Here is a 13,626-nt window from a genome sequence, read left to right on the forward strand (position 1 = left end):
GACTCAGATGCTGATGCGCTCAATGACGCTGACGCTGACTCAGATGCTGAAACAGATTCAGACGTTGATGTTGAAGCTGATACTGATGTTGACTCAGACGCTGATGTTGATTCAGAAACTGATTGGCTTGTTGAAGCTGATTGTGATTCTGAAATAGATTGCGATGCTGATTCAGATGCAGAAGCTGATTCGCTCAATGATGCTGATTGGCTCGCAGATACTGATGCTGATTCTGATGCCGATGTGCTCAATGATGCTGATTGACTTGCTGATACAGAAGCTGATGCTGAAGCCGATGTGCTCAATGATGCTGATTGACTTGCTGATACGCTTGCTGATGCTGAAGCCGATGCGCTCAATGATGCTGATTGACTTGCTGATACGCTTGCTGATGCTGAAGCCGATGTGCTCAATGACGCTGATTGACTAGCTGATACAGAAGCTGATTCTTGCGCTGACGTACTCAATGACGATGATTGACTCGCAGACACACTTGCTGATTCAACAGCTGATTGGCTCAATGATGTAGAAGCTGATTCAGACAATGATGTAGAAGCTTGTTCTGATACAGACCGTGAGTTAGATACAACTTCTGATTCTGATTGTGAAGCTGATGTTGTATCAGATGCTGAATTTGAACCTGAATCTGATTGTGATTCCACTTTCAACTTATAGATATAAGTAACATTCTTCTCACCTGAAGCCACTTTACCAGTCGTATCATCATCACCTGTCCAGTGACCTTGGCTGTCAACTTGACCTACTGGGTAATTACCAGCTTCTACAAGTTCGTAAGTTTTACCTTCAAATTTAATTTCTTTAGGACGATTATCTACTACAGTATCATAATCCTTCTCAAGTGGTTGATCTTGCTCATCAATAACAGATCCCATGATCGTATTTCCGTTAATATCTTTATAATGAACGAAGACACTTCCAACTTCCTCATAAACGTAAGTAATGGTTGATTTTGGTTTGTCAACTTTACCAGTAATAGGGTCTGAAGACTTCAAATGACCATTTTCATCAACATCTCCTACTGGGTAATCACCTTTAGGAACAATTTTATATGTCTTACCATCAGTGGTCTTGATGATATTTGGTTTTTCACCTTTTTCAGTTGTATCATATGGTGTATCATATGGTGATTTAGGTGTATCTTGACGAGATTTTTGGATTTCGTTACCTTTCGTATCTACATAAGTGATAACAACTTCACCTTCTTTTGGTGTTTCTTTCACTTTATAGATATACGTTATATTCTTATCTTCTTTAGCTACTGTTCCAATAATATCATCTGTACCTGTAACTGTAGAAAGATCAGATTTAACTAGATTACTTTCATCACCAACCTTACCAACAGTATAATCTCCTGCTTGAACACGTTCATAGGTCTTACCATTGTACTCAATTGTGTCTGGGCGATTATCTACTACTGTGTCATATGCTTTGTTGATAGGTTGTTTATCTTCATCTGTTACTGAAGGTTTGATTTCGTTACCTTCAGTATCTCTATAGTGAACGTAAACACTTCCTTTTTCGTCTGACTTAACAAAGTAATAATTTACATCAGTCGATGGTTTAACTGCAGATGGAACCGAGTAGTTATTTGAGAATGAAGCGAAACCTTCAAGATTTGTATAGGTAATGCTACCGTCTGGTTGTGTTACTTTAGATTTCGCAACGACATCGGCATTACGTCCAGCAATCAAGTTCCATTTATTATTTCCTTTACCAGCTGGTGATAATGATACATCTGGTGCAGACGTAAATGGTTTTGGATATCCTTCAGTCACTTTGGTTTCATCGTGCGTAAGGTTAACTTTTTCTGTAGTAGACTGCCAACCAGTAATTACAAGTGAATTGCTTCCTGCAGTTTCAACAACATCAATATAATAGTCACCATTTTTGCTGTTTACACGAGTAGTTTTTGATCCCGTTGAGTTCCATGTATCACCAGCTTTATTTACAGATGATGTGTAAATAAGTGTGTATTTAGATACATCTTCTGTACCAACATCACTTGCACTGAAGTTGCTTACTTGTGATGGATCAAGAGCATATAATTTCGTTACTGTTGAACCATTGGTATCTACAACTTCTGAAATACGTTTCACGTAGTAGTGGTTTGCTCCACCTTGAAGTTCAACCAATTTTTGACCAACAACTCCCTTACCAAGGATACCTGATGTTTTTTGAGTTGTGTCTGTTGTTGCTGGAACTTGTTCATACCCCTCAATATTACGGTTTCCTGAAGCTGTGAATTGTTGACCTGCAAGACCTGTTTGCGTATAGCTTGCAAGGACTGTTTCATTTCCAGTTGGTGTATAAGTTTGTCCTTTTGTGTACTTGCTGCTATCAACAACTTTATAGTAAGTAGTTTGATCAGCTTTCGCATAAGGAACAGAAGTTTGAACGTTTGGTTTATCTTCATTTTCGTTACCTGGGTAGTTGGTATCACGAATTTGAAGTGTTTCATACTCAAGGTTATCGTTTACTAATGAGAAGGTTACGTTACCTGGATCAGTTCCGTTAGCACCTGTATAAGTCAAAGTATTTGTTACATCAGAGTTATTGTTTGTGATGTAGTTTGGAAGAGAGATATTGCTTTCACCAGCATGAATAGTACGTGTGTAAGCTTCTGAACCATCCGATTTCTTCACAATACGTAAGTAAACATCTGGGTTAGCTGAAAGGCTACCAGTGATGGCAGAACGGTCTACTGAAAGAGTAGCATAGTAATCAAAGTTGGTTTTAGCACCAGTAGTATGGTTTGTTTTAAGGAATTGCCATACACCAAAAGTGAAGCGATCAGCGTTTGGATCCAAAGCATAACCAGATTTATTGAAGGCTGCATCTTCAATCGTTGCACCATTTGCATTTGAGATAACCGGCTTAGTAGCTACACTACCAGAAGTAGATGTTGAGATTGGTGCCAATTGTGCTGAAATTGCCGGAGCACCGTTTACTGTTGTGTTTCCAGTAAATCCTGCTGCAGTCAAGGTTGCCATCATGTCATCTACTGACTTGCTCAAACGTTCGCGTTGGTCTGCGTAAGATTGAGCTGAAGCATTGGCGTTGATCAAGCTGTTGCTTGCTGTCAATTCTGTTTGAACTTTAGCGATGGCAGCTTCAAGTGCTGCTTTCTTTTCTGGAGCTGAAACAGTTGCTGAGTAGTCTCCTGCAATCTTGTTCAACAATGCTGCTTCTGAAGTGTTTTGTTCCAAAACAACTTTATCTTCAGCTTTCGCTACTGTTGTAGTGCTTTCTACACTTGCTTCAGAGCCAGCTGCTACAGTTGATTCGCTTGAAGCTGCTGAAAGTTCTGCTGAACCTTGTTCGCTCAATGAAGCTGAGTGAGATACAGATACGCTTGTAGAGGTTGAAGCACTTGCAGATGCAGAAGCGCTAGCTGATTCTGTTGTTGACTCAGTTGTTGATTCTGTTGTTGATTCAGACTGAGATTCAGTTGTTGAAGTTGTACCAAGTACTGTACTTCCTTGTTCTACAAGAGCTTCACTTGAAAGCTCAGATGCAGTCGCAACGTCTGATCCTATTTCATCTGCTTTTGCAGTATTCGCTACTGTAGCTGCACCAAAAACAGCCCCAGCTGCTACGATCCCTTTGAGCAAGCCACGGCTTGTCATTTCTTTCACTGATACTGCGTCTTCACGCACTTCAGCTACAACAGTCTCTTCGACTTGACCACGAATGACTTTCAAAAGACCAAAGTTAGAAGTCGCAGCACGCAACCAGTTTTTACCTGATTTGATCAATTTGAAACGAGTCACACGATCCGTTTCACGGAATTCACCGTTCGAACGTTTAAAAAACATTTCTGTCTCCTTATTACATTTTTTATTTCCCTTACATTATAGACTAATGTGTCGATTTTTGGAAGCAATTATCCTTAATTATTGCTATTTTTTTATAATTTTTGTTTTAGATAGTAATAAAATCGTTTTCAGTAGGATCAATTTGTCAAACCGGGGCAATTTTTTGAAAAAATCCTATAATACTTTTACTTTAGAGGTAAAACAAAAAGCCCCATTTAATAGGGACTTTTCTGATAATTATCTGATTTTTTCCAACATACTTTCAATGTGTTGGATGGATTTTTCGCGTCCAAGTAAATAGATGGTATCTGGCAATTCAGGACCATGCATTTCACCTGAAACGGCGATACGGATTGGCATAAAGAGATTCTTCCCTTTGATCCCAGTTTCTTTTTGAACCGCTTTGATTTGTGGGAAGATATTTTCTGCCACAAACTCATCGTCTGACATGGCTTCCAATTTCGCTTTGAAGGCTTCAAGTACAGTCGGAACCGTTTCACCAGCCATGACTTCTTTTTCTGCATCTGTCAACTCTGGGAAGTCTGAGAAGAAGAGGTCTGTCAATGGAACGATTTCGTCCACTGACTTCATTTGTGGTTTGTAGAGTTCCACCAATTTCTCAGCCTTGTCTGTCAAACGTCCTGCTTCTTCGAGGAATGGTTTGGCCATTTCAAAGATAGTCGCAAGATCCGCATTCTTGATATACTCATTGCTCATCCAGTCCATTTTCTTTTGGTCGAAAGCAGCTGGAGACTTGCTGAGGCGATTTTCATCAAAGAGCTTGATCAGTTCTTCGCGAGAGAAGATTTCGTCTTCCCCACCAGGGTTCCAACCAAGAAGAGCGATAAAGTTAAAGACTGCTTCTGGAAGGTAACCTTTCTTCCGGTAATCTTCGATAAATTGAAGAGTGTTGGTGTCCCGTTTAGACAACTTCTTACCAGTTTCAGAGTTGATGATCAAAGTCATGTGTCCAAACTCAGGTGCTTCCCATCCAAGAGCCTCATAAACCATGAGTTGTTTTGGAGTGTTGGCGATGTGGTCATCTCCACGGATAACGTGAGAGATTTGCATATCGTGGTCATCGATCACAACGGCAAAGTTATAAGTTGGATAGCCATCTTTCTTTTGGATGACCCAGTCACCACCGATATTGCCACCTTCAAACTCGATATCGCCTTTGACCATGTCATGCCATTTGTAGATACCAGACTCATTCACCGCCAAACGAACCGTCGGGATGATGCCCGCTGCTTCACGTTCTGCAACGTAAGCTGCTTTTTCTTCTTCGCTCATCCCAAGGTATTCGTTGATGTAGCGAGGTGTTTCACCTGCTGCTTCTTGGCGTTCACGTTCAGCCGCTAACTCTTCTTCAGTGACGTAAGATTTGTAAGCTTTTCCTTCCGCCAAGAGTTGGTCGATGTATTTTTGATAAAGTGGTAGCCGTTCTGATTGGCGGTAGTTTTCATGCGTCTCAGGACTTTCATCCCAGTCCATTCCCAACCAACGAAGGTTTTCGAGCTGTGAACGTTCTCCGTCTTCGACGTGACGTTTGCGGTCTGTATCCTCGATACGGATGATAAAGGTTCCACCATGGTGACGCGCATACAAGTAGTTAAACAATGCTGTACGAGCATTTCCGATGTGTAGTAGCCCTGTTGGACTTGGTGCATAACGCACACGAATATCTTTTGCCATATTTCTCTCCTCTTATCTTGTTCGCTATTTCTAGCTCATTTTTCAATCGTTCCTATTATACCACAAAGAAAGCAGGACTGAAATGAATAAGTGACCTTTCTAGCCTTTCTTCCTATGTATAGGAAAAAAGCCAGAACAAATGCTCTGACTGATATCCAATCTATTTGGATCTTATTTTAACCGTTCTTCCAATTCAAAGTCAATTGGCAGGGTTTGTAAAAAGTGCTCCAACTCACGTTCCCAGTAGAACCATTCGTGCTTACCTGGGCTGTGGGTATAGGTGACATCCAAACCTAACTTTTCTAGTTCCTTGACTTCAAAATTATTGGCCTCATAGAGGAAATCCTGCTCCCCACACCAGATCCAGAGTTTGGTCTTCTTATCTGAAAACTTCTTGGCAGCAGTCTCTAGCGAATAGGGACTGGTCGTCCAATCCTCAATCTCTCCAAAGATCCCCTTCCAAAAAGCCGGTTGCTCCAAGTCATTGTTTTCAAAGTCCCGATCGTGGAAACTCAGAGCGCCGGAAAAGCTAGCCGCACGAGAGAAACGATTGGTCTTGAGAGCCAAGAGCATCGATCCATAGCCACCCATGGATAGACCAGCAATAAAGGTCTTCTCCCGTTTCTTGGTCATATTAGGGAAGAAGCGAGAAAGAGTCTCTGGCAATTCCTCCGCAATGGCTGTGTAGTAGTTGTAACCATACTGGGTATCTGTGTAAAAACCATTATTGGTATTAGGTAGGACCACGATCAGATTGGTATTGCGCAAAATGCGCTCCACATTGGTTCGCTTCAACCAAGAGTGGTGGTTGCCATTCATCCCGTGTAAGAGATAAAGGACTGGAATATCCGTATCCGCTGGATCTTCCACGCGCGATGCATCAGGATAAAGGACGGACACGCCCCACTCCATCTTCAAGGCTTCTGAATAATACTCAATCTGCATAACTGCCATTTGATTTCCTCTTTCTACTGTTAAAAACACTCGGCAAGCCTCGGGCCGCCAAGCGTTTCCATTTCTTCTATTATTTCACTTCCATCACGACTGGTAGGATGGCTGGACGGCGTTTGGTTTGTTCAAATAAGAACTTAGACAAGTTGTCGCGTACCAAACCTTTTAACTCACCCCAGTCAAAGCTGTCTTGCGCCAAATAGTCTTCAACGCTTTGGTTGACCAATTCGCAACTTTCACGAAGAATATCCCGACTCTTCTTGACATAGACAAAACCACGGGTGTGCACGCGCGCTTTGGAAATAATTTTCTTCTCTTTGCGATTCACCGTGATCGCCACGATAAAGATCCCGTCTTCTGACAAGACCTTGCGGTCACGAAGGACAATATTGCCCACATCACCAATGGCATTCCCATCGATCATGACATCTCCTGCTGAGACGCTACCGGCAGGAACGAAGTCACCTTTTTCATACTCCATTACCGTTCCGCGTTTTGGAATAAAGATGTTTTCAGGCAAGATACCGACTTCCATCGCTACTCGCGCATGGGCATCCAATTCGCGGTATTCCCCTTGGATCGGGAAGAGGTATTTAGGACGAAGAAGGTTGATCATCAACTGCAAGTCCCGTGCGTTTCCGTGACCAGACACGCGCAAGCTAGACGTGATCAATTTGACAACTCCACCTGCTTGGTAGACCATGTTTTCTACACGAGCTACCACTGCTTCTTTGGCAATCGATGGCGTTGTAACGATGTAGACCAAGTCTCCATCTTTGATTTCCACATAGCGGTGACGACCAATCGACATCTTGCGCAAGCCGTTGATCGGCTCACCCATCCGGCCTGTTTCCAAAATGATCAATTCATGATCCTCGAAACGGCTCATTTCTTTTGGCTTGATTAAGAGTTTTTCATTGGCAAGAGACAATTTGTTCAAGCGAATAGCTGTGCGGACGATGTTTTCCACATCAAACCCTGTCAAGACCACTCGACGTCCAGTCTCAGCCGCAGCATCAAAGACCTGCTGGATCCGAGAAAGGTTGCTGGCTACCGCCGCTACGATGACACGACCATCCCAGTCTGCAATCGTATCTAAGATAGCATCGCCTACTTCTTGCTCACTGGCAACTTGAATCTTGCTATCCGCATTAGCCGAATCACTCAAGAGAGCAAGCACGCCTTCGCGGCCAATCTCAGCTAGACGAGCAAAGTCTGTCGCGTATGACTCGCTGGCAGTTTGGTCAAATTTAAAGTCTCCTGTGTAGACGATATTGCCCTCAGGAGTGCCAATCACAATCCCGATACTTTCAGGGATGGAGTGGGTTGTTTGGAAGAAAGAGACGACGGCATCGCCAAAATCAATCTCAGAATTCTGATCGATGACATGGAAATCGTTGAATTTCTTCACACTGTCATTGCTTTTTACAAAGAGTTTAGCCAACTCAATGGTCAACTCGGTTCCGAATACAGGGACTTTCGCTTCCGCCAAAAGATATGGCAAGGCCCCAATGGCATCCGCGTGACCATGGGTCAAGAAAACACCCGCAATGCGGTCCTTGTTTTCAAATAGATAATCCATGTTTGGGATAACGACATCCACCCCAAGTTGCTCATTTTCTGGATACTTCAAACCTGCATCCAAGACAAAAATCGAATCGTTCACTTCGGCAACGTAGAGATTTTTCCCATTTTCTCGAACACCGCCAAGAGTGACTAATTTAATACTACTCACTGTTGTCTCCTTTAGTGTGATTATTTTAATACTTACGGTCCTTGGTCGCCCAAGTCGAATTACAGCTTTGCAAATACTTGCATATCCACTCTATTATACAATTTTTTTCTCTTTTTTTCAAAAAGCTTTCCACAGCAAAAAAGTCCTCTCATCTGAAGTAGATGAGAGGGCCTCTAGGCGCCTATTTTTAGGGGGAAAAGACCCTAAAGATGATAATCTCCCCGTTTATTTTCAATGATCCGCATGGCTGCCTTGATCACATGAAACTTGCCTAACAATTCCTCTAGGCGCTTACTATTTCGTTCGCTCAATTGGCCGTTCTTGACCGCTTGGGACAGGCGATAAAAATCATCCAAGTCCTCCCCAATGTTTTCAAACAACTCTTTGGCTTCCTTGAGTCGGTAGCGATTGACTAGGTGGTTCACATCTTTTTTGAAGGAAGCGACATTGCTTTCGTGAATGTCCGTATAGGCTTCCTCTTCTTCCTTAGATTCTTGGTAATTAACCGCCTTAAAGCAAGTGATGAACTCCCGACTTTTAATATTGCAGACAAAGATGACGCCATCACTGGCTACATAGGCTTCTGTGTTGGCGGGTTGAACCACATTACTATCATAAGGAGAGAGGGAGGAGAGGTGTTGGTTGATCCACTTATTCAAGTGCTGATCATCTACGCCAAAGCGCTCAAAAGCTCTTTGCCGAAAATGGTCCCGACAACTATATTCTTGCGCATACGACAATCCCATACTCTCACCTCCTCCTGAGTATTTTATAAAAATGGCCTCCAGTCTTACGGGACTAGAGGCCTGGTCTGCTTCACTGACTTGGTGCAATTAACCTTTTGGCTAACAAAACAATGTTTATGATGTTGATTTCATTTAATAGTATTTGTGTAAAATACCAGAGGTTTTCTTTGCTATCCTAAATCCAAATGATTAGTTTTCGACTGGACGCATCGAAGTTTGAAAACCTTTACAAAAAGCTTCTACCTACTATTTCCACGTTTTCTTATGTCTCCGGACAAACTAAGCAGGTTTGCCCGACCGTCCAACCGATCCGACACACACGACATGACTGCTCTTTTACGATAAGAGCATGAACAGATATCAGCAAAACAGGCCTAAAACGAAGTAACCTAAATTTCAACTCGATAAGGCATTGGTATCAATCCCTTCTTCATCTTTCTAACTATATTATACTCAGTAACCTAAGTAATTGCAAGCGATTTCAGCTGAAACTAGTTCCTATTTTTATGCGGTTTTATAGATGATTTAAGGAAAAGAAAAGAGGATGGGACAAAAGTCCTAGCCTCTCAATTATTTTTGGATTGTAGAGCAAGACGCAGTGGTTGAGTGGGCTCTACTACGCTGATTTCATCAGCTTTTACAGCCCTACTCAACTGTGCGGAGGTGGGACGACGAAATCGAATTCTAACGAATTACCGATTTCTGTCCCACTCTCTAGCATGCAGACAAACTACTTCTACATCAAACAACCTAAGTGATGTCGCTTCTGTCCTACTCCCTATTTTCACTTTATCCGCTACACCCTTTGTAAATTAGTAATTGAACACGCCCTAAATGCTGTGTGAAAAAGATAAATTCTCTTGTGAGCATCGCTCACTGCAAGAATTTCCTATTTTCACTTTGCATTTTACGGGCTTTGTATCTTAGTCTTTCTCAAACAATTGATAGTAGTCTGCGATGGTCATTTGGGCTTTTTCTTCTTGATTGAGGTCTTGGACGATGTGTCCGTCTTTCATGACAATCAAGCGATTTCCATATTTCAAAGCATCTTCCATATGGTGAGTGATCATAAGAGCTGTGAGGGCATCTTGTTTCACAAACTCATCCGTCAAGGTCATGAGCGCCTGACTGGTTTTGGGATCCAAGGCAGCAGTGTGTTCGTCTAGAAGCAAGAGTTCTGGACGTTTCAGTGTCGCCATCAACAGACTCAAGGCTTGTCGTTGCCCCCCTGATAGAAACTCAACGGCTGTATCGATATGATTTTCCAAGCCATTGCCGATCTTAGCAAGGACTGTTTGAAACTCTTCTTTATAGCTGGCCAAGTGACGCGGAATCAAGCCACGTTTTTCTCCGCGAAACTTCGCTACCAAGAGGTTTTCTGCTACTGTCATGCGAGGTGCCGTTCCCATTTTAGGATCTTGAAAGACCCGCGATAGGTACTTGGCTCTCTTTTCAGGAGAATAGTTGGTTACATCTTCCCCCAAAATATAAATCTTCCCACTGCTCACCGGAAGCGTCCCAGCAATGGTATTAAATAGGGTTGATTTTCCAGCTCCATTGCCCCCCAAAATCGTGATAAAATCATGCTCTCGAATTTCCAAGGAAACATCATCCAGAATGACTTTTTCTTCGTTCATCCCATTGCTCACGGCTTTGGTTACATTTTTTAATTCTACAATTGCTGTCATTTACTGAGTTTCGCTCCTTTCATGATTTTTCCCTTAAAGGTTGGAATCATCAGGCAGATAGCCAAGATCAAGGCACTGAAGATTCGAATATAGCTGGTATTGATGCCAAGCGCAATCACGGCCCAAATCAAAAATTGGTAGGCGATCGATCCGATCGCAATACTGAGCAAGCGCTCTGTCAAGGTGACATTTGAAAAGAGCACCTCTCCAATAATGAGGCTGGCAAGCCCGATAACGATAACACCAATTCCACGTGAAGCATCCGCATAGCCTTCTTGCTGGGCCATCAGTGCACCAGAAAGAGCAATAATCCCATTTGAAATGACCAAGCCCATCAATTCCATCCGGTCTGTGTTGATCCCAAAGCTCTTGGCCATATCTGGATTGTCCCCTGTCGCAATATAGGCTTGACCCAAGCGTGTATCCAAGAAGAAGATCAAACCAAGGATCACAAGCGTGACGAAAATCAAGCCAATCAGAATCTCATTGAACCCACTGGCAAAAGGAAGAAATTCCTGAATTTTTTTATAGCCCAGAAGTCCCAAATTGGCCCGCTGCATGACAAATAGAATGACCGAGTTACAAGACGTCATCACAAGGATCCCTGATAAGAGTGTTGGTATTCTCCCTTTTGTGTAGAGAAGACCCGTCGCAAGTCCTGCCAAGCACCCTGCTCCAATAGCAGCCAGCGTCGCAAGGAGTGGATTGACCCCTTTGGTAATCAAGGTCACCGCCACCGCTCCTCCAAGCGGGAAAGAACCTTCTGTCGTCATATCTGGAAAATCTAGAATTCGGAACGTCATAAAGATTCCTAACCCTAAAATGGCCCAAATCAAACCTTGTGAAACAATTGAATTAATCATAGTTTCTCCCTTCGATAATAGTAGTTTAATTGTAACATAAATAGGGAGGAGAACCTATAGGAAATTCACAATATTTCTTGGATCACCAGCTTTTTAAAAATAAAACGGAACCCTCCTGATTATTTGGAGCAGGAGGGTTCTATAAGCTTTTATAATTATGCAAAAAAGAAACCTGTGTTTGTTTCACAAGTCTGGTCTTAATAGGGTAACTGACGACAATAAGGGTGTGAAGTTCTACCACCCCAAACCCTACTGTAATTCCAATTCAAAGTGGCTTCATTCCCCTTGTTGCCGGCAGTTTGAAAGATCAAATTACTTTACTAGTATACTGTTTTATCATCTGCAAGTCAATGAAATTTTTCTGAAACTAGTTACAGAATTTCTAAAAAATTTTACTATTTACCTGTATATTTTTTTATTTTCCATAACAAAGAGGCCCTGCTCTTTCGAGCAAAGCCTCTTCCTGTTGGATCTAAAATTGTCACCTCATCAACAAAGATGTCGATGTCTCCTCAATTTTAGTCTTCACGTTTCTTGCGTTTTGCAAGTCCAGCGAGTCCAACCATACCAAGTGCAGCACCTAACAATGCAGCTGATACTGATTGTTCTTCACCAGTGTTAGGAAGTCCTGGAGCTGGTGGAGTTGTTGGTGTCGGTGGTGTTGGAGGAGTCGTTGGTGGTGTTGTTGGTGGTGTTGGAGGAGTTGGTGGCGTTGTTGGTGGTGTTGGTGGTGTATTAGGCGGTGTTGTTGGTGGTGTTGTTGGCGGAATAACAGTGTTGTTAAACTCTGTATCTTCTGGCAACTTAGTAGTAGCTACTAATACTTTACCTTCTTTATTCACCACGATACCAACGGTCGCAACCATCTTATCGTAAACAACGCTAGAATCTGTACCACGAATTTCTTCTACATGGTAGAGGTGAGTTCCTTCTTCACCACGTTTGAACTCAAGATTTGAGAAGGTAATCTTACCAGCCGCATCATTCTTCACAGTTTCGATCACATTACCTTTTTCGTCTTTCAGAACGAAGCTGAATTCACCAGCTTTCAATGTGCGTCCTTCCAATTTCTTAGTGAATTGGAATTGAACCTTAACTGGAATGTTGACTACACGTTTTTCAGTTGGTTTTTCTGGTTTTTCTACAGTCTTCTTAGTTGGATCGTATTGGTGTACGATTTGTGAAGCTGTATTTTCGATATCCACACCCTCTTGAGCAGATTGTTTAATTTCTGCAGGGATTTCAAACTTGTAGTAACGTCCGAAGGCCAACTTAGTTGTGTCGATCACTTGTGTATTTTCTGCATCGCCAAGTGACTTAGTCAAGTCCGCTTTAGAAGTTGCAGTAATCACACCGTTTTCAACCTTGATATCAAACTTAGCTGTTACATCTTCTCCTGTTACAGAGTCGTATGCCTTAATATCAGCTCCGTTGACAGTCAAGTTCGCACTGTCATATTTATCTGTAACACCAACAGATTGAATATTGTGTGCTTCAGTGAATTTAGTTGTATCCAACCATACTTGGTAGTATACTTTATCACCTTTCTTGAGTGTCTTCGTATTGATGTTTTGAGCTTCGTTGTTGGCAGTACCATCCGCATATGGGTTGGCATTTGTGTCCGCAACTTTATGTTCTAACTCGTTATCATCATCGAGAAGTTTCACACCTGTAAGATCGAATTTAGATTCGTTCAAGATGTATTTCTCTGGATTGAAATCAGGAGTTTCTGGAGGACGAACAGTATTATTGAATTCTTTATCTGCTGGATCCGTTACGTTAGTGATGAGAGCTTTCGCTGTTCCGTCATGTTTAACTTCTACAGTTACTACTGCTTTCATCGCATCGTAAGTGACAGTTCCGTCAGTACCTTTAACTTCTTCTACTGTGTAGTTGTGAACACCTTCTTGACCTTTCTTGAACTCAAGTTTAGAGAACTTAACGTTACCAGCCGCATCGTTCTTAACTGTTTCAACAACTTTACCTTCTGAATCTTTAAGTACGAAGCTGAATTCGTTCGCTTGCAATTTACGTCCTTCTAAACGTTTAGTGAAGTTGAATTCTACTTGTACTGGTACGCTGTTTACACGTTTTTCAGTTGGTTTGTTTGGT

At 42.2% G+C, this 13,626-nt stretch carries 8 protein-coding genes; all 8 read right to left on the reverse strand.

All coding sequences use genetic code 11. The features are described 5' to 3' along the window. Nucleotides 1-3,836 (reverse strand): accessory Sec-dependent serine-rich glycoprotein adhesin (locus tag HMPREF2686_RS10565; RefSeq protein WP_186822862.1); only part of this gene is annotated, 3,836 nt, incomplete at its 3' end. A gap of 237 nt (nt 3,837-4,073) precedes the next feature. Beyond that, nucleotides 4,074-5,531, reverse strand: coding sequence for a glutamate--tRNA ligase (gene gltX, locus HMPREF2686_RS04860; RefSeq protein WP_070449434.1), 1,458 nt, complete (start codon nt 5,529-5,531; stop codon nt 4,074-4,076). A 171-nt stretch (nt 5,532-5,702) separates the two neighbouring features. After that, nucleotides 5,703-6,485 (reverse strand): alpha/beta hydrolase, encoded by a 783-nt coding sequence (locus tag HMPREF2686_RS04865; protein ID WP_070449436.1) that lies wholly within the window; start codon nt 6,483-6,485, stop codon nt 5,703-5,705. 70 nt (nt 6,486-6,555) lie between these two features. After that, on the reverse strand, nt 6,556-8,217 hold the full coding sequence (locus HMPREF2686_RS04870) for a ribonuclease J (protein WP_070449438.1): 1,662 nt from the start codon (nt 8,215-8,217) through the stop codon (nt 6,556-6,558). A 203-nt stretch (nt 8,218-8,420) separates the two neighbouring features. Beyond that, a complete protein-coding gene (locus HMPREF2686_RS04875; RefSeq protein ID WP_070449440.1) occupies nt 8,421-8,963 on the reverse strand; it encodes a hypothetical protein in 543 nt (180 codons plus the stop codon). A 923-nt stretch (nt 8,964-9,886) separates the two neighbouring features. Continuing rightward, on the reverse strand, nt 9,887-10,651 hold the full coding sequence (locus HMPREF2686_RS04880; protein ID WP_003012490.1) for an ABC transporter ATP-binding protein: 765 nt from the start codon (nt 10,649-10,651) through the stop codon (nt 9,887-9,889). After that, a complete protein-coding gene (locus HMPREF2686_RS04885) occupies nt 10,648-11,514 on the reverse strand; it encodes an ABC transporter permease (RefSeq protein ID WP_003008955.1) in 867 nt (288 codons plus the stop codon). Before HMPREF2686_RS04885 ends, HMPREF2686_RS04880 begins: the two co-directional genes overlap by 4 nt. Before the next feature lie 518 nt (nt 11,515-12,032). Beyond that, nucleotides 12,033-13,626, reverse strand: a 1,594-nt coding sequence (locus tag HMPREF2686_RS04890) for an SspB-related isopeptide-forming adhesin (RefSeq protein WP_148130201.1), incomplete at its 5' end; no start/stop codon positions are given.

The sequence above is a fragment of the Streptococcus sp. HMSC057G03 genome (genome assembly GCF_001808745.1).
Taxonomy (GTDB): Bacteria; Bacillota; Bacilli; order Lactobacillales; family Streptococcaceae; genus Streptococcus; species Streptococcus parasanguinis_Z.

Bases quoted from the DNA above. Each gene is read 5' to 3' on its own strand.
- gltX (WP_070449434.1), bottom strand. From the start codon at position 5,531: ATGGCAAAAGATATTCGTGTGCGTTATGCACCAAGTCCAACAGGGCTA.
- HMPREF2686_RS04865 (WP_070449436.1), bottom strand. From the start codon at position 6,485: ATGGCAGTTATGCAGATTGAGTATTATTCAGAAGCCTTGAAGATGGAG.
- HMPREF2686_RS04875 (WP_070449440.1), bottom strand. From the start codon at position 8,963: ATGGGATTGTCGTATGCGCAAGAATATAGTTGTCGGGACCATTTTCGG.
- HMPREF2686_RS04880 (WP_003012490.1), bottom strand. From the start codon at position 10,651: ATGACAGCAATTGTAGAATTAAAAAATGTAACCAAAGCCGTGAGCAAT.
- HMPREF2686_RS04885 (WP_003008955.1), bottom strand. From the start codon at position 11,514: ATGATTAATTCAATTGTTTCACAAGGTTTGATTTGGGCCATTTTAGGG.